At 42.4% G+C, this 21,845-nt stretch carries 22 protein-coding genes and 1 riboswitch; of the genes, 8 read left to right on the top strand and 14 right to left on the bottom strand.

The genetic code is table 11. The annotated features are described in order from the left end of the window. Positions 1-50 precede the first annotated feature (50 nt). Complete coding sequence (gene mnmE, locus AC30SH_RS02160) at positions 51-1,406, top strand: tRNA uridine-5-carboxymethylaminomethyl(34) synthesis GTPase MnmE (RefSeq protein ID WP_489582046.1); 1,356 nt, start codon at positions 51-53, stop codon at positions 1,404-1,406. Between the two features lie 82 nt (positions 1,407-1,488). Here mnmE and AC30SH_RS02165 read toward each other — a convergent pair whose 3' ends face one another. The 11 genes from AC30SH_RS02165 to AC30SH_RS02215 all read right to left on the bottom strand — a co-directional run bounded on the left by AC30SH_RS02165 (position 1,489) and on the right by AC30SH_RS02215 (position 10,274). Further along, complete coding sequence (locus tag AC30SH_RS02165) at positions 1,489-2,052, bottom strand: DUF5358 domain-containing protein (protein WP_109431999.1); 564 nt, start codon at positions 2,050-2,052, stop codon at positions 1,489-1,491. A 161-nt stretch (positions 2,053-2,213) separates the two neighbouring features. Beyond that, entirely contained in the window at positions 2,214-2,939 is a 726-nt protein-coding gene (locus tag AC30SH_RS02170; RefSeq protein WP_489582047.1) for a DUF8095 domain-containing protein, read from the bottom strand. 80 nt (positions 2,940-3,019) lie between these two features. Further along, positions 3,020-3,343: a ribosome-associated translation inhibitor RaiA gene (gene raiA, locus AC30SH_RS02175; protein ID WP_006719151.1), complete on the bottom strand. Its 324-nt coding sequence runs from the start codon at positions 3,341-3,343 to the stop codon at positions 3,020-3,022. 233 nt (positions 3,344-3,576) lie between these two features. After that, entirely contained in the window at positions 3,577-4,953 is a 1,377-nt protein-coding gene (locus AC30SH_RS02180) for an alanine/glycine:cation symporter family protein (RefSeq protein WP_111305248.1), read from the bottom strand. Between the two features lie 106 nt (positions 4,954-5,059). Then, positions 5,060-5,190: riboswitch (glycine riboswitch) on the bottom strand. A 141-nt stretch (positions 5,191-5,331) separates the two neighbouring features. Beyond that, positions 5,332-5,604: a GNAT family N-acetyltransferase gene (locus tag AC30SH_RS02185; protein WP_489582048.1), complete on the bottom strand. Its 273-nt coding sequence runs from the start codon at positions 5,602-5,604 to the stop codon at positions 5,332-5,334. Continuing rightward, positions 5,601-5,816, bottom strand: a complete 216-nt coding sequence (yacG, locus tag AC30SH_RS02190) for a DNA gyrase inhibitor YacG (protein WP_489582049.1) — start codon at positions 5,814-5,816, stop codon at positions 5,601-5,603. The genes AC30SH_RS02185 and yacG overlap by 4 nt, the downstream gene beginning before the upstream one ends. After that, the gene (coaE, locus tag AC30SH_RS02195) at positions 5,806-6,429 is read right to left on the bottom strand and encodes a dephospho-CoA kinase (protein WP_489582050.1); all 624 of its coding nucleotides are present in this window, start codon (positions 6,427-6,429) and stop codon (positions 5,806-5,808) included. Before coaE ends, yacG begins: the two co-directional genes overlap by 11 nt. A 49-nt stretch (positions 6,430-6,478) precedes the next feature. Beyond that, positions 6,479-7,171, bottom strand: a complete 693-nt coding sequence (locus AC30SH_RS02200) for a prepilin peptidase (protein ID WP_489582051.1) — start codon at positions 7,169-7,171, stop codon at positions 6,479-6,481. Next, on the bottom strand, positions 7,168-8,391 hold the full coding sequence (locus AC30SH_RS02205) for a type II secretion system F family protein (RefSeq protein WP_489582052.1): 1,224 nt from the start codon (positions 8,389-8,391) through the stop codon (positions 7,168-7,170). Before AC30SH_RS02205 ends, AC30SH_RS02200 begins: the two co-directional genes overlap by 4 nt. Next, a complete protein-coding gene (locus AC30SH_RS02210; RefSeq protein WP_489582053.1) occupies positions 8,384-9,793 on the bottom strand; it encodes a GspE/PulE family protein in 1,410 nt (469 codons plus the stop codon). Before AC30SH_RS02210 ends, AC30SH_RS02205 begins: the two co-directional genes overlap by 8 nt. Positions 9,794-9,821: 28 nt before the next feature. Beyond that, positions 9,822-10,274 carry a pilin gene (locus AC30SH_RS02215; protein WP_109128146.1) on the bottom strand — a complete coding sequence of 151 codons (453 nt, stop codon included), beginning with the start codon at positions 10,272-10,274 and terminating at the stop codon, positions 9,822-9,824. Between the two features lie 126 nt (positions 10,275-10,400). On the opposite strand from AC30SH_RS02215, the gene ampD reads away from it, so the two are divergent. The 3 genes from ampD (at position 10,401) to AC30SH_RS02230 (ending at position 13,045) form a co-directional block, all read left to right on the top strand. Next, positions 10,401-10,955 (top strand): 1,6-anhydro-N-acetylmuramyl-L-alanine amidase AmpD, encoded by a 555-nt coding sequence (gene ampD / locus AC30SH_RS02220; RefSeq protein WP_489582054.1) that lies wholly within the window; start codon positions 10,401-10,403, stop codon positions 10,953-10,955. A gap of 586 nt (positions 10,956-11,541) precedes the next feature. After that, on the top strand, positions 11,542-12,087 hold the full coding sequence (locus AC30SH_RS02225; RefSeq protein WP_489582055.1) for a carboxymuconolactone decarboxylase family protein: 546 nt from the start codon (positions 11,542-11,544) through the stop codon (positions 12,085-12,087). 163 nt (positions 12,088-12,250) lie between these two features. Continuing rightward, a complete protein-coding gene (locus AC30SH_RS02230) occupies positions 12,251-13,045 on the top strand; it encodes a formate/nitrite transporter family protein (protein ID WP_489582056.1) in 795 nt (264 codons plus the stop codon). Positions 13,046-13,141: 96 nt separating this feature from the next. On the opposite strand, the gene nanQ is transcribed toward AC30SH_RS02230, so the two are convergent. Next, positions 13,142-13,612, bottom strand: coding sequence for an N-acetylneuraminate anomerase (nanQ, locus tag AC30SH_RS02235; protein WP_489582057.1), 471 nt, complete (start codon positions 13,610-13,612; stop codon positions 13,142-13,144). Between the two features lie 275 nt (positions 13,613-13,887). Between nanQ and pnp the strand changes: the two genes are divergently transcribed. The 3 genes from pnp to AC30SH_RS02250 all read left to right on the top strand — a co-directional run bounded on the left by pnp (position 13,888) and on the right by AC30SH_RS02250 (position 18,922). Beyond that, on the top strand, positions 13,888-16,017 hold the full coding sequence (gene pnp / locus AC30SH_RS02240; protein ID WP_314885237.1) for a polyribonucleotide nucleotidyltransferase: 2,130 nt from the start codon (positions 13,888-13,890) through the stop codon (positions 16,015-16,017). 88 nt (positions 16,018-16,105) lie between these two features. Beyond that, complete coding sequence (nlpI, locus tag AC30SH_RS02245) at positions 16,106-17,011, top strand: lipoprotein NlpI (RefSeq protein WP_489582058.1); 906 nt, start codon at positions 16,106-16,108, stop codon at positions 17,009-17,011. A 108-nt stretch (positions 17,012-17,119) separates the two neighbouring features. Next, complete coding sequence (locus AC30SH_RS02250) at positions 17,120-18,922, top strand: DEAD/DEAH box helicase (RefSeq protein ID WP_314885239.1); 1,803 nt, start codon at positions 17,120-17,122, stop codon at positions 18,920-18,922. A gap of 75 nt (positions 18,923-18,997) precedes the next feature. Here AC30SH_RS02250 and hpt read toward each other — a convergent pair whose 3' ends face one another. Then, a complete protein-coding gene (gene hpt, locus AC30SH_RS02255; RefSeq protein ID WP_048749419.1) occupies positions 18,998-19,537 on the bottom strand; it encodes a hypoxanthine phosphoribosyltransferase in 540 nt (179 codons plus the stop codon). Positions 19,538-19,771: 234 nt separating this feature from the next. Next, positions 19,772-21,133: a metalloprotease PmbA gene (pmbA, locus tag AC30SH_RS02260; protein ID WP_315027573.1), complete on the bottom strand. Its 1,362-nt coding sequence runs from the start codon at positions 21,131-21,133 to the stop codon at positions 19,772-19,774. Positions 21,134-21,249: 116 nt separating this feature from the next. Here pmbA and yjgA point away from each other — a divergent pair, with 116 nt between their 5' ends. Beyond that, entirely contained in the window at positions 21,250-21,783 is a 534-nt protein-coding gene (gene yjgA, locus AC30SH_RS02265) for a ribosome biogenesis factor YjgA (protein WP_314885242.1), read from the top strand. The last annotated feature ends 62 nt before the right edge of the window (positions 21,784-21,845 follow it).

Below are 21,845 nucleotides of genomic sequence, written 5' to 3' on the forward strand. Positions count from 1 at the left end.
GAAACAAGCGACCTTATAAAGAAAAAATTAAACGTTTTGAGAGCAGACTTATGAAAGAAACAATCGTAGCTCAAGCCACAGCCCCGGGGCGAGGTGGTATTGGCATTTTACGTGTATCAGGCCCCAAAGCTATTGACGTAGCGCAAGCGGTGTTAGGGAAATGTCCAAAACCGAGAATGGCAGATTATTTGCCCTTTAAAGATGCTGATGGCACCGTGTTAGATCAAGGGATTGCATTGTATTTTAAAGGGCCAAATTCCTTTACCGGTGAAGACGTACTTGAACTTCAAGGACACGGTGGACAGGTCGTATTAGATTTATTGCTAAAGCGTATTTTACTTATTGATGGCATTCGACTCGCGCGTCCAGGCGAGTTTTCTGAGCAGGCATTTTTGAACGATAAATTGGATTTAGCCCAAGCGGAAGCGATTGCCGATTTAATTGATGCCAGCTCCGAACAGGCAGCACGTTCAGCACTGAAATCGTTGCAAGGCGAGTTTTCCAATAAAGTGAATCAGCTTGTGGATTCGGTTATTTATTTACGTACTTATGTCGAGGCGGCGATTGATTTTCCGGATGAAGAAATCGATTTTCTTGCCGATGGCAAAATTGAAGGACATTTGAATAGCATTATTGCGCAGTTGGATCAGGTGCGTGCCGAAGCGAAACAAGGTTCTATTTTGCGTGAAGGGATGAAAGTGGTCATTGCCGGTCGCCCTAACGCCGGGAAATCCAGTTTATTGAATGCCCTTGCCGGACGTGAAGCGGCCATTGTCACTGATATTGCCGGTACTACGCGGGATGTGTTGCGCGAGCATATCCACTTAGATGGCATGCCATTACATATTATTGATACTGCAGGCTTACGTGATGCGACAGATGAGGTGGAGCGCATTGGTATTTCGCGTGCATGGAATGAAATTGAACAGGCGGATCGTATTTTATTGATGCTAGACAGCAGTGATGCCGAACAAGATTTAATTAAAGTGCGGTCGGAATTTCTGGCAAAATTACCGAACACTATTCCGGTTACCCTTATTCGCAACAAAGCGGATTTAACCGGTGAAACGGAATGTTTATATGAGCAAGACGGTTATACGGTCGTCAATTTGTCCGCAAAAACTCAGCAAGGCGTGGGTTTATTGCGTGAGCATTTAAAACAAGCGATGGGGTATCAAACGGGTATCGAAGGGGGCTTCTTAGCCCGCCGTCGCCACTTGGAAGCCTTAGAACAGGCAGCACAACACTTACAGACAGGACACATTCAATTAACCCAATTCCATGCCGGTGAATTGTTGGCGGAAGAGTTGCGTATGGTGCAAGATGCCTTAAGTGAAATTACCGGCCAGTTTACCTCTGATGATTTGCTCACGAATATTTTTAGTTCGTTTTGTATCGGGAAATAGAGGCAAAGTGCGGTCAGTTTCGACCGTGTTTTCAGGTATAAAAATACCGATGGTTTTCCATCGGTATTTTTGTTTATGTTGACTAGAGTAAGAGCGCAGAGCCCCATTTGATAATATCAAAGAAGAATTTATTTTGGTTAGTTGCCACGCCATCAGCGGATTTTGTGGTGCCATCAGGATTTTTCTGAACTTCGATCATGCCATTTTTATATTGACCTTTTACCACTTCTAAATCATCAGCGGCATTTTTTCTTAACAGCTCACATTGTGCTTTATCCATCTCTTCCACTTTATCCTGTCTAAATTTCTTATATTGATAAGTGGCGTAATTCATGGATTTTTCATCGTCTTGAATAATTTTTACATACTTCTCGCCAATGACGTTTTCTAATGGGTAGAAGAAAATATATTGTGAATGAATGTAAGCATCTTCTTTTGGAAAGTGCTGTTGCAAAATGCGGGTTAAATTTGGATAGATACATTGTTCTGCTTGTTTGCTGGCGAATACCCAACGTTGTGCATTATCGTCGGATAACAAATAATCTGCGCCGGCATATTCACCGGGAATTGGATCCTGCTTGGTGCCAAATAATGAGCAACCGGTTAGGAATAAAATGACACCCGAAAAAATAAATTTCTTTAACATGGTTAAACCTTTATAACTTGATACATTACAAAAAACGTTGCGTATTCTAGCAATAAGCGTGTCATTTAGAAATGATTTGTTTAGTGGAAAGTAAAAAGTGCGGTGGATCTTCCAACATAATTTATGTTGGAAGATCCACCGCACTTTTATAAGAGGAAAAACTATCGGCAAATCACCTGTTCAATCATACGACCTTTTTCAGCAGCGTTAGCGTTAGGCAATTTATCGCCATTTTGTTTGATGGAGTCGGTGTATTTTTCCACAAAGGCCTTGTCTTCACTGATGACACCCGCAGAGTATTCATCAATGCTAAACGTGCCTTTTGCATATATTCCGTTGAGTTGATACGTGAGGTAATTATCAACAGAGGAGGTGTTTTTCTCTAGATCATAATAATTGCTAGACATGTTGAAATGCACGCCTTGTTGTGTTTTGAAATCCTGACAAATACCGTTCTTCGCTGTAAAAACAGCATGGCTTAAACGTCCTTGACCAAATTCATAATATTCAAATTTTTTAGCATTGGCTAATTTCTTCAGATCTTGTTCGTTACTTGGATTCATTGATTTTCCATTGTGTAAATACATCACCGGAATCAGCCTGTTGCCACTGAATTCTTGTTGATAAATTTCGCCAAGAATTTTGCTTCCTTGCCGTGCTTTTAAGACGGGCTTTTTCATATCGCTATCGAATGCGCCGGCAAATTTCTCAAAGGAAATCGATTTAATTTGACTGTCTAAATCCACGTAGTGACGTTCATGTACACCGGTAGAAATATCTTTAAACGCATTCCAGCCATCGTTATTTTTTCCTGGGGCATTGGCGTGAGCGCAGGCGATTAATGTCATGATCGAGCAGGCGAGTGTACTGAATTTTAAGATTTCCATTTTTTCTCCTAAAATTTGATTATTGATAATCAAAAAAACCGCACTCTTTTAAAAGTGCGGTCATTTTTACGGGTGTTTTTTTATTCGTTAAACGAATCTTTCAAACGTTCATCAGCGCGACGGGCTTCGCCTTTGTGTTGTAATTTATTGAGCTGTTTCTCAAGTTTTTCTTCAACGTCGTTGATAGCTTTATACATATCTTCTGCCTCAGCGCTGGCAATGAGGTTACCAAATGGGGTGCCGATAGAGGCATCAACGGAAAAGCCTTTAGGCGTTTTGTTTAAAATAAAGTGAGGATTGATCAGTTGGGTATGCCATTTATTCAGTTTGACAAGTCGTTCTTCAACATGAGCACGGATTGCAGGGGTGATATCCATTTGTTTACTGGTAATATTTAATGTCATAGCATTTACCTCTTATGTGAATGGGGTCTGAGACCCAGTTGAAATCCTTAGTTACAACATAGTAACCTTGCCTTTAATTTTCAAGCGCTTTTTAGGTTGTTTAAAAAGAAAAGTTTAAAAATATGATCCAGGTCTGAAAATTGGGAAAAGATGCTTTTTTTGGGGAGAGAAGTTGCTATGATGGGTAAGTTAAAGAAAGCGGATATTATATTTAATATCCGCTTTCTTTTTTATTATTGGGTCATTTCGTCTTGGTCAAACTGATTGGCATTGAGGCGTGAAAAATAGTCTTTCGTTTCTTCAATGATCACTTTGCGTAACCCGATTAAGGCAATTAAGTTTGGAATCGCCATTAAGCCGTTGACGATATCCGCTAAAATCCAAATGAGGTTTAAATGAATAAATGCGCCACAGCCGACTAATGCGATAAATGCGATACGGTAGAGTTTAATACCTCGGATGCCCACCAAATAAACAAAGCAACGTTCACCGTAATAGCACCAGCCAAGAATGGTCGTAAAGGCGAAAAACAGGAGTCCAATGGTGACAATCGTAGCGCCAATAGAAGAGCCTAAACCTTGAGAGAATGCATAGTTGGTCACGACAGCACCTTCCATGCCTGGCGTTTGCCACGCGCCGGTTAGGACTAAAACAATCCCCGTCATAGTACAGACGATAATCGTATCTAAGAATGTACCGGTCATGGAAATCAGGCCTTGGCGTACCGGCTCTTTGGTTTGCGCGGCAGCCGCAGCAATCGGAGCGCTCCCTAAACCGGATTCATTGGAGAAAATCCCGCGAGCTACACCGGATTGGATGGCTTTCATCACGGTAAAACCTAATGCACCGCCCAATGCGGCTTCTGGATTGAATGCACTGTGAATGATTAACTGAAGTGCGGTCGGAATTTTGTCTAAATTTAACAGAATGATAATGATGGATGTCGCAACATAAAAGACTGCCATAAATGGCACGATGTAGGATGACACCAACGCGATACGTTTTACTCCACCAAGAATAATTAAGCCTACTAACAGAGTGATGATAGCCGCGGTGATACTGACGGGAATGCTAAAAGTATCTTGCATCGCATGGGTGATGGCGTTGACTTGCGGGAACGTGCCGATACCAAAGAATGCGACGAGTACGCCAAATAGGGCAAAGAGTTTTGCTAGCCATCCCAAACCAAGGCCGCGTTCGATGTAATACATCGGACCGCCCGCCATAAAACCGTTTTTGTCGCGTACACGATATTTAACGGCTAACAAACATTCGGCGTATTTGGTCGCCATGCCAAGCAATGCGACTAACCACATCCAGAAGATAGCACCTGGACCACCGGCTTGTACTGCTGTTGCAACGCCCACGATGTTCCCTGTGCCGATGGTGGCGGCAAGTGCGGTACACAAGGCGGCAAAAGAAGATACATCCCCTTTTTGTTGTAAGCCCGAATCGCGTTTAAACAAATAGCGTAAGGCACGAGGCAATTGAACGATTTGAATAAAGCCTAAGCGAAGGGTTAAATATAATCCGGTACCGGATAATAAAATGAGTAGAGGCGGACCCCATATAAAAGAGTCTATTGCAGATAAAATATTTTCGAATGTCATTGATGGTTCCTCGTAAATAACCTGATTACAAGGAGGCGGAAAGAATTTTACGGATAGATAAGATAGGAAATAACTCAATAAATTGAGTACGTTATATTCACCGAAATCTTCTGCCCCTGTCCTTTTGCCTGAGCGTTTGAAAAGCGGTGAACATTCCGCTTCTTTGCGCCTTCGGCGTCCATGAGTACTTTCAAGTCGAACTTGAAAAGTACCTTGGATCTCTCCAAGGGTTCGTCCAGTAACAGTCCCTGCCATCGCGCCTGAAAGATTTTACCTCGTCGGCGTGGGGTCAATTCCCCGCTCTCCAGCTACCTTCGTCCGAACAATTTATGCTTGCACATAAAGTGCGATAAATTCTAGCAATATAATTTTAAGATCTCAATCATGCCGTTGGTTGCGTTGCCATTTTTTTGCAATATAACTGCATGTGGGCAGCAATTTGAGCTGATTTTCTCGAATAAACGTGATTAAGGCTTGATATAACTTGTCTGCAACGCCTTGCCCACGTAATGTTTCCGACACATAAGTGTGATTGGCATTGATGGTGTGGTCGTCAATGAAAAAATAAGTGAGTTTGGCAACAGGTTGTTGTTTTTCGTCTAACACAAAAAAGCTACCTTGCTCGGCATTTTGCTCGTGCTGAATTTTCATGAGTGGTTTACCCAGTCATTGTCTTCATTTAATAGGCCGTTAGCCGCAAAATCGGCGGTTTCGCATGGAATCGCCTTTTCTTCTGCCGCCCATTCTCCTAAATCAATAAGCTGGCAGCGCTTGCTACAAAAAGGGCGGTAAGGGCTTTGTTCCGACCATTCAACCTGTTTATAGCAAATAGGGCAAGGAACAGTAAAGATATCATCGCTCATTGAATTTCTCCGCGAGTTGTAAATAAAGGTGGTGCAAGTCTAGCACTTTTTGTTTTAACTGTGGCAGGCTTTCGCTTAAATCCGCATCGTTATTGATGACATCATCGGCGTGTTGTAGGCGCTCCGATCGGCTGACTTGCGATTGCATGATATTTTTGATTAACGCTAATTGGTTGTTATCGCGTTGACTTGCCCGCGTCATTTGGGTTTGTTCGCTCACATCCACTATCAATACCCGTTGGCAAAGTGCGATCAAATTATTCTCAATTAATAACGGCACCATAAAAATGCAATAAGGCGCTTGTTGTGCGGCGAGTTGTCGCAACATTTCATGCCGAATGGCTGGGTGTAATAACTGATTGAGCCATTGCTTCTCACTTTCATGATTAAACACCTTTTCCCGCAAGGCTGCGCGATTGAGTGCACCGTCTTCAAGTAAAATTTCCGGTCCGAAATGAGCTGCGATTTCTGCCAATAACGGTGAGCCTTTTTCTACCACTTGGCGAGCAATGAGATCGGCATCAACGATCGATATGCCAAGCTCTGCGAATAATTCGGCGATGGTGCTTTTGCCGCTACCGATTCCGCCTGTTAGCCCAACCACATATGTCATGTTATGTCCTTTGTATAATCAACAGTGGCGCGATCATACGTTCATATGTTCAATTAAGCAATAAACAGACGAGCCCGGAAAAAGAGAGAAATGGGCCGAATGGGACCGCGTTGAGTGTACGGTTTCGATACTTGGCGTAGGTCGCGTAAGTTAAGCCGAAGAGGCAGGCGAGGAATAAAAAGGCGGGGAGTTGCTGTGTTGGCATAAAAGCCCCTAACCCGAGAGCCAGCCAGTAGTCGCCTCGTCCTAACGCTTCTTGTCGGTAGTACCCTTTGGCAGCATGATAGATAGCATAAAAAACGCCTCCAAAGAGGACCGCACTTTGTAGGCTTTGTTCAAGGGATAATGCTCCGATTTGCCAATATGCCGCTCCTAAGCCGAGGGCAAGTAAGGCTTGGCACAATGTGGGCGAGATCAGGCGATAGTGCCAATCCACCAAAGAAATTGCGCTCAAAATGGTGATATAAAGCGCAAGGCAAAGTCCCTTTGATGGCTCGTCATTGGTGGCATAGCAAAGTAAAAACAACAGTGCGAACAGCATGCCGTAAGTCATTGCGGAAGCTTGTCTTTGGAGTGGCTTGAGAACGGATTTTTCCGGCATAAAGTGCGGTGGATTTTCCGGGTAAATTTCAATGTATGCGCTGTAAACCTCATGGCTTAATTTGCGGGCAAAGTGCACTATATAATTATGTACCAACCCGCCACAGACAACACCAGCAAGCAGAAAGAATAACCACATCATTGTACTAGCGAACCCATATTGAAAATCGGTAGGTACATGCCGAGCATAATTAAACCGATAAGTCCGCCGATAATCACCATTAATAAAGGTTCAAGCATTTGTGACAGGAGATCAATTTGATGATCTAGCTGTTGTTGATGATCGTTGGCGATAAATTGCAGCATCTTGGGCAATTGTCCGCTTTGTTCTCCTACTTGTAGCATTTGTTGGGCCGCAGGGGGAAAAATTTGTCCACTCACGCTGGCGGAAAACGGATAGCCTTGTTGAATCCAATGGAGTGCCGATTGCACCTCTGCAATTAATACTAAATCACCTTGTAATTGAGGTTTGGTTTGCCAACTTTGTTGTTTCGGCAGGAAAGATTGAAGTGCCTGATTTAGTGGAATGCCAGCCTGTAACATCAAAAATAAACTGCGGCTGAATCTCACCAAACGGGAAAGCTGAATGATGTGATTAAGCAACGGAATACTATTGATCAGGCGCGTTTTTTGTCGATGAAACCAAGGGGACCGTTTTAATCGAAAACGAATCAATATGCCGGTGAGTACACCAACGATGAGTAGAGCCAACCAATAATTTTGTAACCCTTGGGAGAGCGTAAGCAGAAGTTGTGTAAAGGTGGGGAGTTGGGCGCTGTTGTTGTCATACATTGCGGCAAACTGTGGCACGATGAATAACAATAAAAGGATGGTCAAGATTAATGAAATACCGAGTACCAACACAGGATAAAGCAGGATTTTTTGTATTTTACGCTGCAACGCCAGTGTTTGTTGTTTATGTTGGGCTATTTCATGACAAACCGCAGCAAGTTTGCCGGTCATTTCACCTACTTGAATAAGTTGGCGTTCTTGATAGGTAAGGTATAACCCTTGTTGTTCTAAGGCTTGAGAAAAGGCTAAACCCCTTTCAATGTCTCGTAATAAGAGACGGAGCCATTGATTCAGTGCGATATTGGTGCAGTTTTGCAACAGAATTTGCAGACTATGTTTTAAGGGGACCGCGGCTTGTAATAATGTCGCGAGCTGTGAAAGTAAGGCGCAGATCTCGGCATTTTTCGGCTTATTGCTCAGTTGCCAGTTTTGTTGCAATGTAATGCTTTGCAAACCTCGCGCCATTAACTGCTGCCGTGCCTTTGCTTCGCTTTCTGCTACGATGAGTCCTTTTTGTTTTTGTTGTAACCGATTGAAGGCTCGCCAACGAAACAGTTTTAATTTAGTCATATGTTTGTCCTAATACCCGTTGAATTTCAGCCAAATCAGTTATGCCGTTTTTGATTTTTTCTAAGGCGCTTTGACGTAAATCATCGAAATCCATTGTATAGCCTTGTGGATGGTGCGACTGAGGCTGTAGAAATTGATATACCCCGATACGTCCTTTGTAGCCTTGATGACAGTCACAAAAACACGCGGGATTTCCACCGCACTTTAGGCAACGTTTACGCACCAACCGTTGCGCAATGACGAGCAGCAAACTGCTGTCGATTTCATGGCGCTGAATGCCCAACTGTTGCAAGCGGGAAATGGCGGAAGGAGCATCATTGGTGTGTAAGGTAGAAAGGACTAAGTGTCCTGTTTGTGCGGCGCGTAGTGCCATGGCGGCACTTTCTTCATCACGAATTTCACCTAGCATAATGATGTCGGGATCTTGGCGTAAGAAGGTGCGAAGGAGACGGCTGAAATCCAAGCCAATAGGATTATTTACTTGAGTTTGAATAATGCCTGGCAACTGAATTTCAATGGGATCCTCTGCCGTCATAATGTGTTTTTCCGGTGTATTTAAATACTGTAATGCCGTATACAAAGAAATACTTTTGCCGCTACCTGTCGGGCCGGTTACTAAAATCAACCCTTGGGGTTGGCTTAATGCATGACGGAAAAGTTGTTGCTGCGATTCGGTCATGCCCAATTCACTGAATTCCAACTGAACGGGTCGATTTTGCTGTAAACGCAACACAGCTTTTTCGCCAAATTGGGTCGCAAGGGTCGAGAGACGAAAATCTAAAATATCGGAAAAGGTGGTTTTAAACTGAAAGCGGCCGTCTTGCGGTAAACGTGTCTCGCTAATATCCAATTTCGCCAATAATTTCAGACGGGAAATTAAGCGGTTTGCCAAAGAACGTGAAATTTGTTCTTGTACTTGCAATACGCCATCAATACGAAAACGCACTTGTAATCCGTCGGCTTGCGGTTCCAAATGAATATCGGATGCTTTTTTCTGTGTAGCGTTTTCAAAAATCTGATTGAGTTGTTGAATGATCGGCTCATCAATTTGCTGGGTATCAGGCTGTTCTTGTAGTTCAGTTGAATAAAAGAGCGGTTGATTTTCCTCGACTTTTTCAGATTTTGTTAAATCCTGTAGTGCGCTTTTGAGTACATGGCTAGGCAATAACACCGGCTCAATGTGCTTTCCACTGAGAAAGGAAAAGGTTTCGCAAGCAGCAAGATTGGTTAACGAATCTAATCCCAGCCACAGCGTTTGGGCATCTTCTTTTAACGGTAACGCCAAATAACGTAAGAGGGCGGTTTGTTGTTGCTGATTTCTAAGCCAAAGCTCAGGCGTAATACAAAATTCTTCGCCCTGTTGATTGACGACCGAATAATGCCGTTCCATCGGATGTTGCATCCCCTTTATCGCCCTATTGGATTAGCACTTAAGAGCAAAAGCCAGCTGGGAAAATCTCTGCATTATTACCGCAGGAAGCCGTCCAACTTACCCCCGTGGCAGCGGTGCCGGAGGCACTGAGGGTGTAGCTAATATTTTCGAGACTGCTTTTCCCGGTTACAGTGATAGCGCCGCTTTTCACCTTGGTGGATTTTACGTATTTTTGTTTTGTGGCATCGGTAACGTCTGCTTGAATGCCATTTTGTCCTCCGCTGCAGTTATCGGTTTTGCCGGTGTTGTAAATACACAGTTCTACTTCGGCACGAAGCGGCGCTGAAGCCTGTAACAACTCGGAAATAGCCGCTTTTTTCGTGTAATTTTGGTAAGATGGCACGGCGACGGTTGCGAGAATTGCGACGATCGCAATCACAATCATCAATTCGATTAATGTAAACCCTTTTTTAACGGATTTCAGAGAGATAAAAACGGATTGAATTGTCATAAAAAATACCTTGTTCAATGAAAAATAATATGGCTGATTTGAAGCAGAGGTATTTTGGCTTAGTGGAAAAACTACGTGAAATTACACCGCACTTTTCTGGGATCTTGATCGCAAAATAAAAATCTTATGATAGAAAAACAGTTACAAATTAAAGACGGATGGTTAGTCAACGAAAGAAGAGTGTTGTCACCGCATTTTGATCAACGTCCTGAGCCACAGGATATTTCCTTGTTGATTATTCATTACATCAGTTTGCCTCCGGAGCAATTTGGGGGCGGCTATATTGATGACTTTTTTCAAGGGAAACTAGATGCACAGATACATCCTTATTTTAAAGAAATTAGCGCATTGCGAGTGTCTGCGCATTGTTTGATTGAGCGAACAGGACAAATTACCCAATATGTGAATTTTGCTGATCGCGCTTGGCATGCCGGTTTATCTTGTTTTGAAGGTCGGGATAAATGCAATGATTTTGCCATTGGTATTGAGTTGGAAGGCAGTAACGAACAGCCGTTTACCGATGCACAATATGCGGCATTACAAGCACTTACGCAGGAAATTATGCGGACATATCCGCATATTACCAAAGAGCGTATTGTGGGGCATTGCGATGTGTCGCCGGGGAGGAAAATCGACCCGGGACAATATTTCGATTGGCAACGGTATTTACAGAATATTTAAATTGAACAATAAATAGACAGCATAAGGCGGCATTTTTCATTAACAGGAAAATGCCGTTTGTTTTTTATTATTTTATTGATAAATAAGGATAAATTTTTTTATGGTTATTTGGTGAATTGAATTTCTCAAGGTTATTTTTAGTTATTCTGTGGTTGAAACACAATTTTACCCACAGAAATACTGAATAACTCACAGGAGGAGGGGAAATCGTAAAACCCGAAATAGACAAAAGAAATCGTGCTCATTTATTCGACATAACTTGTTGAAAAAATCGTAAAAAACGGATGAGGTATAAATCACTGAAAATTTGTGAGGAGAATTTAAACAAGCCAGTAAAAAATTGAGTAGGAATTGGTTTGGAAGGAAAATAAATGACAGCTTATTTCCTGTTTTTAGCTCGCTATTCACAGGGTTATCCACATCATCAAAAATTCCGCTCAAGAATAACATAAAAATTCGACGTATTTTGGGACCGCACTTTATAACTTTTTAATCTACAGCATAACCTTTATTTCTTTTTCAATATCCAGAATTCTAAGTACCATTGATACCAATTTATCACTCATTTTATTTATAGGAGCTTTATATGTCACAATTTCCCATTCATACCATCGAAACCGCACCGGAAGCCGCAAAAGAAGCCTTAAAAGCCGTGCAAAATGCTAACGGATTTATTCCAAATTTAATTGGTGTTCTTGCGAATGCACCGACAGCACTAGAAACCTATCGTACGGTGGGCGGAATTAATGGACGAAACAGTTTAACTGCAGCAGAGCGAGAAGTGGTTCAAATTACGGCAGCGGTGGTCAATGGTTGCGGTTTCTGTGTGGCTGGGCATACTAAAATTGCCTTAAAGCTATTGAAACTTGAAGAGCCACTGGTTAACCAAATTCGTTCGACTGCGCGCATTGAACAAGATGCTAAACTGGATGCTCTTGCCCGTTTTACACTGACAGTCATCTTGCAAAAAGCAAAATTGACCCAAGCGCAACAGCAAGCCTTTTATGATGCAGGTTACACAAAGGAGAATGCCCTTGATGTGGTGTTAGGGGTAAGTCTAGCGACGTTATGTAATTATGCAAATAATCTTGCGGATACACCGATTAATCCGGAGTTGCAGCCTTTCGCTTAAGGTTCTTTTTATATGTAAGGCAGCTCTTGTGGGCTGCCTTTTTTATGCCTTACTTTTGTTATAACTGATGGTTTTTAAATATAGTCACTAATTCTTTTCTTTTTAAAATTCCCTTTGTTAGATTTTAAATAGTAGCAACGTATTAATAAAAAAGGAGAAAAATATGCAACAGCGTGATCTTTATCCCCATGAAATCTTGCAAGATGTCATCGACAAAAGTTATGCAAAATCACTTGGTAGCGTAAAAACCTTGGCCATTCTTAGCTTTCTAGGGGGCGGTTATGTAAGTTTCGGTTATATGGCATATTTAAAAGTTGTCAGCGGCATACCGGCGGAATGGGCTGGCTTGGCAACCTTATTGGGGGCCGCTGTCTTTCCTATTTGCTTAATTTGTATTCTTATCGGAGGCGGCGAATTGGCAACGGGGAACATGATGATGATGGCTTTGGGGCGATTGAGCAAACAGGTAAGCTTTAAGAAATTATTACGTAACTGGGTAATTGTGAGTTTAGGTAACCTTGCCGGCGCATTATTTATGGCGTTTTTTCTTGGACATTATGTGGGGTTAGCCGAAGGGGCGGCAGCCGGTAAAACCATTGCTATTGCAGAAGCGAAAGTGAATATGGATTTCTTGCGCGCCTTTGTTTCAGCGATTGCCTGTAACTGGATGGTATGTATGGGGATTTGGTTTTATTTTGGTGCAAAGCAAACATCTGGACGTATTCTTGCCATGTGGTTCCCCGTGATGATTTTTGTGTTGATTGGTCTACAGCATTTTGTGGCAAATATGTTTATTATTCCGGCAGGGATTTTTGCCGGAGCAAATGTAACATGGGGAGAATTTTTCTTAAATATGCTTCCCGTGTTCTTGGGTAATGTGACAGGTGGGGCGGCATTTGTTGGGGCTTCTTATCTTTACGCCTATCGTCATTTGCTCAAAGAGGATTATCAAATTTAGCGCATAAAAGTGCGGTGGCGTTTTTCTGCGTTTTGAGTGAAAAATAGGGAATCATGTAGATTCCCTATTTGGCTCTTGAATGTGATTGAGTGAAGTTTATTTAATTAACTCAACCGGCACTTTTACCACGAGTTTTTTGATTTTGGCAGATTGACCATTCACGTTACAACAAGGTTTATGGGGTTCATAAGGATAGAACACCGCAAACATATTTGGCACTAATGTAATCGTACTTTTGTTGTCGATTTCTTGAGTGAGCTGGTAATCGTCATCTTCGTGATAAGCTTCGTATTTATTTAAGTCAGGGTAGGTTGCACCGACTTCGATGTTTTCTACGCCACGAATTAATACTTGAACGTCTAAATATTTGTGGTGCAATTCTGCTTTTTTGCTCGCGGCTTCAGCAAGCTCAGGTTCCATCACATTCATATAAATTTGGTCAGTGATGTCATGACGACCAACCTCTAATTTTTCTAAGTCCAACCCCTTTAAATATTCACAGGTTTCGGCAATGATTTTCGGTAAGCCGAGTTTAAAATCGGCGCGGGTTAAATCTCCAATTAACATGGTTCCTCCTTTTTTGTTTTAAAACTGGAGTGATTTTATCATTAACCTTATTTTTCAGGTAGTCATAAATCGCAATTGTGCAAAAAAGTTACCCATCAAGGCAAAAGCCTTGTATAATGCCCGAGTTTTATTTTCTGAATTAGCGTGCGGCTAACAAAAATGATTTTCCGCGAAGTCGCCAAGAAAAGTGCGGTCGGTTTTAAGATTATTTTTGCTAGTCGCAAATTGGAAAATAAAACATTGTTATTATTCACTTTAGATAAAGGAAAAACATTGTGAATCCAATTGTTAAGCAATTTAAATACGGTCAACATACCGTTACTTTAGAAACGGGTGCGATTGCACGTCAAGCTACCGCTGCTGTGATGGCAAGCATGGACGATACGACGGTATTTGTTACTGTGGTTGCAAAAAAAGATGTGAAAGAAGGGCAAGATTTCTTTCCATTAACCGTTAACTATCAAGAACGTACTTATGCCGCCGGTCGTATTCCGGGCGGTTTCTTCAAACGCGAGGGGCGTCCGTCTGAAGGCGAAACCTTAATTGCCCGTTTAATCGACCGTCCGATTCGTCCGTTATTCCCAGAAGGTTTCTTTAATGAAATCCAAGTGGTTGCGACGGTTGTTTCTGTGAATCCGCAAATCAGCCCGGATTTAGTGGCCATGATCGGTGCGTCAGCTGCGTTGTCTTTATCCGGTGTGCCGTTTAATGGCCCAATCGGTGCTGCGCGTGTTGGTTTTATCAACGATCAATTCGTATTAAACCCAACCATTAACGAACAAAAACAAAGCCGTTTAGATTTAGTGGTTGCAGGTACTGACAAAGCCGTATTAATGGTGGAATCTGAAGCAGATATTCTCACTGAAGAACAAATGTTGGCTGCAGTAGTTTATGGCCATCAGCAACAACAAGTGGTGATTGAAGCCATTAAAGAATTGGTTGCAGAAGTCGGTAAACCACGTTGGGATTGGGTTGCACCTGAACCAAATACTGATTTAATCAATAAAGTGAAAGCAATTGCCGAAGCGCGTTTAGGTGATGCATATCGTATTACTGAAAAACAAGCCCGTTATGAGCAAATTGATGCGATTAAAGCTGACGTTGTTGCAAAAATTACCGCGGAAGATGAAGAAGTCAGCGAAGGCAAAATTATTGATATTTTCACCGCACTTGAAAGCCAAATCGTGCGTGGACGTATTCTTGCCGGTGAACCGCGTATTGACGGACGTACTGTTGATACCATTCGTGCATTAGATATTTGCACCGGTGTATTACCGCGTACTCACGGTTCTGCGATCTTTACTCGCGGTGAAACCCAAGCATTGGCTGTTGCCACTTTAGGGACTGAACGCGATGCGCAAATCATTGATGAATTAACCGGTGAGCGTCAAGATCACTTCTTGTTCCACTATAACTTCCCTCCGTATTCTGTGGGTGAAACCGGTATGATTGGTTCACCAAAACGTCGTGAAATTGGTCACGGTCGTTTGGCGAAACGCGGTGTGGCAGCAGTGATGCCAACATTAGCAGAATTCCCGTATGTAGTACGTGTAGTATCAGAAATCACCGAATCCAACGGTTCTTCTTCTATGGCTTCTGTGTGTGGTGCTTCTCTTGCGTTAATGGATGCCGGTGTGCCGATTAAAGCGGCTGTCGCAGGTATCGCAATGGGCTTAGTGAAAGAAGATGACAAATTTGTCGTGCTTTCCGATATTCTTGGTGATGAAGATCATCTAGGTGATATGGACTTTAAAGTGGCTGGTACCCGTCAAGGTGTTACTGCGCTTCAAATGGACATCAAAATCGAAGGTATCACCGCTGAAATCATGCAAATTGCATTAAATCAAGCGAAAAGTGCACGTATGCATATTCTTGGTGTCATGGAACAAGCCATTCCGGCGCCGCGTGCCGATATTTCTGATTTTGCACCACGTATCTACACCATGAAAATTGATCCGAAGAAAATCAAAGATGTGATCGGTAAAGGTGGTGCAGTGATTCGTGCATTGACCGAAGAAACCGGTACTTCAATTGATATTGATGATGACGGTACAGTGAAAATCGCTGCAGTGGATAAGAATGCCGTACAAGATGTGATGGCACGTATCGAAGACATCACTGCTGAAGTCGAAGCGGGTGCCATTTACAAAGGTAAAGTGACTCGTTTAGCCGATTTCGGTGCATTCGTTTCTATCGTAGGTAACAAAGAAGGCTTGGTTCACATTTCTCAAATTGCTGAAGAACGTGTGGAAAAAGTCAGCGACTATCTACAAGTAGGACAAGAAGTGATGGTTAAAGTAGTGGAAATCGATCGTCAAGGTCGTATCCGTTTAACCATGAAAGAACTTGCGCCTAAACAGGACACTGTTCAAGAATCCTTTGATGACGTTATTGAACAGGAATAATTAAATTTAGGATTAATGTTACGGGACGAATGTTCCGTAACATTTCTTTTTCAATAAGCAATACCTCTGCTTTAAGGCTTACAAAGAAATGACACAACGCAATGGGTTGTTTAATTTCGCGGTGTTTTTACCCATTTTATTTTTTACTTTTTTATTGTCGGGCTGTGTCGGCTTGAACAATAGTTTCGTGTCTAAAAATAAAGTGGTACTAGCCGATCAAAATCCAAGCCAGCATTTTGAACAGGAAGTAATGATTGTTCGGATTAGCCAGGTATTGCTCGTTGGGAAAATGAGTAATGAAGAACGTGCTTCTCTCCATTTTGAACGGGGCGTGCTTTACGATAGTTTGGGGCTTTGGGCTTTAGCGCGTTATGACTTTACTCAAGCTCTTGCATTGCAACCGAAAATGGCGGCAGTGTATAACTATCTAGGGCTTTATTTATTACTTGATGAAGACTATGACGGGGCATTAGAGGCCTTTAATACGGTTTTCAGCCTCGATCCTGACTATGAATATACCTTCCTTAATCGAGCATTAGACTTCTATTATGTGGGACGGTATAACCTCGCTGAACAGGATTTCTTGGCATTTTATCAACGTAATAAATCAGATCCTTACCGTGTTTTATGGCTCTATTTGAATGAATTAAAATTCAAACCAGCCGAAGCACAAAAAAATCTGGCTCAACGTGCTGTTGGGCTTTCTCAGGATTATTGGGGTACCTACATTGTCCAATATTATTTGGGCAAATTGTCAGTTCAGGAACTACAGGCTAAAGCGCAACAGTTTGCAACAAAAACTGCGACGCAATACGCAGAAGTGCTGACTGAAACCTACTTTTATCTAGCAAAACAAAAACTCAATATGGGACAGATTTATGAGGCAGAGACCTTATTCAAACTGGCTGTTGCAAATCAGGTGTATAACTTTGTGGAGTATCGTTTTGCGGTGTTTGAGCTATCGAAATTAGGACAACAGGCTCAAGCAGAATAACGGTGAGCATGGCTCAACCAGCGATGCGTTGTAAGACGCAAAACGACACATTGTGATTAACCTGAAAGCTTTTATTGAGCTTTCCTTTTATACATTCGAGTATTTTTAATGACTGAAACTAAAATGACTTTCAAGGATTTAGGCTTGCCTGAATTCATCCTTAATGCTGTTTCCGATCTTGGCTTTGAAACACCATCTCCAATTCAACAAATTTGTATACCGCACTTATTAGAAGGCCGTGATGTACTGGGCATGGCGCAAACCGGTAGCGGAAAAACCGCAGCGTTTTCTTTACCTATTTTGGCGCAAATCGATCCGAAAGAAAAACATCCGCAATTATTAGTGATGGCGCCGACCCGTGAATTAGCTATTCAAGTTGCCGATGCATGTGAACAATTCGTGAAATATGCCAAAGGCATCAATATTGTGACTTTATATGGTGGCCAACGTTATGACATCCAATTACGTGCGTTAAAACAAGGTGCACAAGTTGTGGTGGGGACACCAGGACGTATTTTGGATCACCTATGTCGTGGTACCTTAAGCCTTGCTGAACTTAAAGCCATTGTATTAGACGAAGCGGATGAAATGTTGCGCATGGGCTTTATTGATGATGTGGAAACTGTGATGGCGGAATTACCTGAGCATCACCAAACTGCACTTTTCTCTGCCACCATGCCGGAGCCGATTCGTCGAATCACCAAACGCTTCATGAAAGATCCGCAAGAAGTCAAAATTAAAGCCACCCAACAAAGTGCGCCGGATATTGCGCAAAGTTGTTGGTATGTTCATGGCTTCCACAAAAATGATGCCTTGTTGCGTTTCTTGGAAGTGGAAGATTTTGATGCGGCCATTATTTTCACCCGTACCAAAACCGGCACGTTAGACGTGACCGAATTATTAGAAAAACACGGTTTCCGTGCGGCAGCATTGAATGGGGATATGACTCAACAGTTACGTGAGCAAACCTTAGATCGCTTGCGTAGTGGTAGCTTAGATATCGTAGTGGCGACAGACGTTGCGGCACGTGGTATTGATATTGAGCGTATTAGTCTTGTGGTGAACTATGATATTCCACTTGATGCTGAATCTTATGTACACCGTATCGGTCGTACCGGCCGTGCAGGACGTTCCGGTCGTGCGTTATTGTTCGTTGAACCGCGCGAACGTCGTTTGTTGCGTAATGTTGAACACCTTATCAAGAAAAATATTGAAGAGGTGGAATTGCCGAATCATGAAGTTTTACAAGCCTGCCGTCGTAAGAAATTCAAAGATAAAATTACCTCGCAGTTGGAACATCATGATTTAGAGCTTTATCGTGAATTGTTGGAAGATATGTTTACTGCCGACCAATCACAAGAAGACATTGCTGCCGCTATGATGATGTTGTTACAGGGCAAACAAAAACTGATTCTTCCCCCGGATCCGGTGGTAGATAAAAAAGCACGTCGTGATCGTAATGAGCGTGGAGACCGTCGTGAGAATCCTCGTTCAGCAGAACGTCGTGGTGAACGTAAAGGCTATGGCAATCCACAACCAATGGATTTATATCGTATTGAAGTGGGCCGCGGAGATGGCGTGGAAGTTCGCCATATTGTTGGCGCTATTGCGAATGAAGGCGATATTAATAGTCGCTACATCGGTCACATCAAGTTGTATGATGATTATTCCACCATTGAATTGCCACAAGGTATGCCGAAAGAATTGCTACAACAATTTGCGAAAACGCGTGTGTTGAATAAACAAATGCGTATGTCCTTTATCGGCGAAGCAAAAGGCGAGCGTGGCGGTGATAATTTTGGTGGAAAACGCCGTGGCGGTCGTTTTGAAGACAAAGGTTTCAAAGGCGATCGTAAATTTAAAGAAAAATCTCACCGCACTTTTAAAGAGAAACGTGAGTTTAGAAAATAAAAAAGAAGACCGCACATAAAGTGCGGTCGTTTTTTTTGATAAATTGACGGCTTATCATGTGATAAGCCGTTTTTCTTATTCTTCTAAAATAACTTTGCCGATATAGCCGAGGTTGCGATGTTGTTGTGCATAGTCAATGCCATAGCCCACCACGAATTCATCAGGAATAGTGAAGCCAACCCAGTCTACCGGTACATTCACTTCACGACGGGATGGTTTGTCCAACAAAGTACAAATTGTTAACGAGGCGGGATCGCGTAAATTGAGAATTTCACGCACTTTTTCTAGTGTGTAGCCTGTGTCAATAATGTCTTCTACGATCAGCACGTCTCTATCGCGAATGTCGCTTTCAATATCTTTTGTAATGCGTACATCATGGTTAGTTGTCATGCCACTACCGTAGCTTGATGTGGTCATAAATTCGATTTCCACCGGCAAATGCAATTCGCGTACTAAATCCGCCATAAACATAAAGGAACCACGCAACAAGCCTATTACCACAAGGCGATTAACTTTCTTTTGTTGATAGAATGCGGTGATTTCTTTGCCGAGTTCAGCAATACGGGAACGAACTTCTTGTTCGGAAATAAGAATATCGACGTGGTGTTTTTTCATTTCAAGGTTACCTTTGGCAGATGATGAGGGCGCTATTCTAACAAAAAAAAGACTGAAGTTTAAACTTCAGTCTTTTTAAGTACCCTAACGAATTTACTTTCTACTCTACCTGTTTGGCGTGCTATGCAGACTTCCAATAACAACCATTCATCTTCATTGCAATACTTAACAGATGCGGCTTATGTTAGCAGAGTTTTTATTATTGTCAATAAGAATTATTCTCATTTTTATTTTTTAGTTTCCTGAAATTTTCATCTTTTCCAACAAAATGGAACCTGTCTGAATATTGGAGCGATGTTCAATATCATCAGCCACGGCAACAATATTACGTAACATGTCCGGCAGTTGTCCTGCAATGGTGATTTCTGCAACCGGATATTGAATTTCACCGTTTTCTACCCAAAAACCGGCTGCACCTCGTGAATAATCACCGGTAACCAAATTCACACCTTGTCCCATCACTTCCGTTACAAGCAATCCTCGATTCATTTGGCGTAAAAGTGCGGTCAGTTTTCCGGATGAATTTGGTTTGACCAGCCAGTTATGAATGCCACCGGCATGCCCGGTGCTTTGCATACCGAGCTTGCGTCCGCTGTAACTGGTGAGCAAATAGGTTTGTAAAATCCCGTTGCGAATAATCTCCATGTCCTGCGTTCTAACCCCTTCACTATCAAACGGGGTTGAGGCTAATTGACCGATAAGATGCGGTCTTTCAACGATTTCAAACCAATCAGGCAATACTTGTTTTCCTAAGTGATCCAATAAAAAGCTGGCTTTGCGGTATAAGCTGCCACCGCTGATGGCGGCAGCTAAATGGCTGATTAAACCCGTTGCGACATCGTTTAAGAAAATGACGGGTGCCTCTTGTGTGGCAAGTTTTTGCGGTTGTAAGCGGGCAATGGCTTTTTGCGCTGCATATTCACCGACCCAATTTGGTTGGGCTAATTGATTAATATCACGAGCCACCGTGTATTCATAATCCCGTTCTAACTGCTCTTGATGTTCGGCAATGACCGAGCAGGAAAGCGAGTAGCGACTAGACAAATAACTTTGCAACATGCCGTGGCTGTTACCATAAACACGCACGCCAGTATGGGCGTTGAAAGAGGCGCCTTCACTGTTTACGATACGTTCATCGTGTTCTAAGGCTGCTTTTTCGGTATCCAAAGCAAGTTGCACCGCTTTATCAACGTCAATTTCAGCAGCGTGATACAAATCCAAATCCGGCGCATCAAATGCCATCAATTCTTTATCGGCTAATCCTGCACAATCATCCGGTGAAGTGTACTTGGCAATAGCAAGAGCCGCTTCTACGGTATTTTTAATAGCTTCCGGTGTTAAATCTGAGGTGGAGGCGTTGCCTTTTTGCTGTCCTACATAGACGGAAATACCTAGTGCGCCATCGTTGTTAAATTCAACGTTTTCAATTTCCTGTAAGCGGGTGGAGACGGAGAGACCGCCAGATTTAGTCACCCCTACTTCGGCGATTGCACCTGTTTTTTGTGCAATTTCAATGGCAAGGCTGACAGCATCGCGCAGTTGTTGTTCTTGTTGACGCAAAAGTGCGGTGGTATTTTCAGATGTTTTTTGTGGCATTGTGCTTTTCTCAATAATGAAATTTCGCCAATTTTAGCGTATTTTTCTTTTTAAGGCGAACCACGGATTCTGTGCTAAAATGCACCGCACTTTTAAGTAGAACGATGGAAAAGAAGATGGCAAAACGTAAAAAAGAAGATTTTGACTGGCAGGACGAAGAGCAAGAAGAAATTATTTGGGTCAGCAAAAGTGAAATTAAACGGGATGCGGAAGCATTAAAAAAACTAGGTGAAAAACTGGTTGATCTAACGAAAGCAAAATTAGATAAAATTCCTTTGGAAGACGCTTTATTGGAAGCGGTAAATTTAGCGCAACGTCTGCAAAAAGAAGCCCGTCGCCGCCAACTGCAATATATCGGTAAATTATTGCGTGGAATGGATGTTGAGCCCATTCAGGCTGCGTTGGAGAAATTGGAGAACAAACATCAGCAACAGCAAGCGATGTTGCACAAATTGGAATTATTGCGTGATGAATTGGTGGCAAAAGGCGACGATGCGTTAACGGATTTTCTAACGGATTATCCGCAGGCAGACCGACAACATCTGCGAAATTTGATTCGTACCGCGAGTAAAGAAAAAGAACAAAATAAACCGGCAAAAGCTTACCGTGAAATTTTCCAGTATTTGAAGGAAATTGTGTTGGAAGATTAACCTGATGTGAAATAATTCAGCCCCTTAATAAGCGATTTATTAAGGGGCTGTTTTTTATGGGC

This window comes from Aggregatibacter sp. HK296 (assembly GCF_980469475.1).

What these genes read in the sequence shown, in the direction of transcription:
- ampD (WP_489582054.1), top strand. Translation starts at nt 10,401, where the DNA reads ATGATAGAAAAACAGTTACAAATTAAAGACGGATGGTTAGTCAACGAA.
- yjgA (WP_314885242.1), top strand. Translation starts at nt 21,250, where the DNA reads ATGGCAAAACGTAAAAAAGAAGATTTTGACTGGCAGGACGAAGAGCAA.
- AC30SH_RS02200 (WP_489582051.1), bottom strand. Translation starts at nt 7,171, where the DNA reads ATGATGTGGTTATTCTTTCTGCTTGCTGGTGTTGTCTGTGGCGGGTTG.
- AC30SH_RS02225 (WP_489582055.1), top strand. Translation starts at nt 11,542, where the DNA reads ATGTCACAATTTCCCATTCATACCATCGAAACCGCACCGGAAGCCGCA.
- pmbA (WP_315027573.1), bottom strand. Translation starts at nt 21,133, where the DNA reads ATGCCACAAAAAACATCTGAAAATACCACCGCACTTTTGCGTCAACAA.
- AC30SH_RS02170 (WP_489582047.1), bottom strand. Translation starts at nt 2,939, where the DNA reads ATGGAAATCTTAAAATTCAGTACACTCGCCTGCTCGATCATGACATTA.
- AC30SH_RS02180 (WP_111305248.1), bottom strand. Translation starts at nt 4,953, where the DNA reads ATGACATTCGAAAATATTTTATCTGCAATAGACTCTTTTATATGGGGT.
- AC30SH_RS02185 (WP_489582048.1), bottom strand. Translation starts at nt 5,604, where the DNA reads ATGAAAATTCAGCACGAGCAAAATGCCGAGCAAGGTAGCTTTTTTGTG.
- AC30SH_RS02215 (WP_109128146.1), bottom strand. Translation starts at nt 10,274, where the DNA reads ATGACAATTCAATCCGTTTTTATCTCTCTGAAATCCGTTAAAAAAGGG.
- raiA (WP_006719151.1), bottom strand. Translation starts at nt 3,343, where the DNA reads ATGACATTAAATATTACCAGTAAACAAATGGATATCACCCCTGCAATC.
- AC30SH_RS02250 (WP_314885239.1), top strand. Translation starts at nt 17,120, where the DNA reads ATGACTGAAACTAAAATGACTTTCAAGGATTTAGGCTTGCCTGAATTC.
- nanQ (WP_489582057.1), bottom strand. Translation starts at nt 13,612, where the DNA reads ATGTTAATTGGAGATTTAACCCGCGCCGATTTTAAACTCGGCTTACCG.
- AC30SH_RS02205 (WP_489582052.1), bottom strand. Translation starts at nt 8,391, where the DNA reads ATGACTAAATTAAAACTGTTTCGTTGGCGAGCCTTCAATCGGTTACAA.
- AC30SH_RS02230 (WP_489582056.1), top strand. Translation starts at nt 12,251, where the DNA reads ATGCAACAGCGTGATCTTTATCCCCATGAAATCTTGCAAGATGTCATC.
- AC30SH_RS02165 (WP_109431999.1), bottom strand. Translation starts at nt 2,052, where the DNA reads ATGTTAAAGAAATTTATTTTTTCGGGTGTCATTTTATTCCTAACCGGT.
- nlpI (WP_489582058.1), top strand. Translation starts at nt 16,106, where the DNA reads ATGACACAACGCAATGGGTTGTTTAATTTCGCGGTGTTTTTACCCATT.
- yacG (WP_489582049.1), bottom strand. Translation starts at nt 5,816, where the DNA reads ATGAGCGATGATATCTTTACTGTTCCTTGCCCTATTTGCTATAAACAG.
- coaE (WP_489582050.1), bottom strand. Translation starts at nt 6,429, where the DNA reads ATGACATATGTGGTTGGGCTAACAGGCGGAATCGGTAGCGGCAAAAGC.
- AC30SH_RS02210 (WP_489582053.1), bottom strand. Translation starts at nt 9,793, where the DNA reads ATGCAACATCCGATGGAACGGCATTATTCGGTCGTCAATCAACAGGGC.
- hpt (WP_048749419.1), bottom strand. Translation starts at nt 19,537, where the DNA reads ATGAAAAAACACCACGTCGATATTCTTATTTCCGAACAAGAAGTTCGT.
- mnmE (WP_489582046.1), top strand. Translation starts at nt 51, where the DNA reads ATGAAAGAAACAATCGTAGCTCAAGCCACAGCCCCGGGGCGAGGTGGT.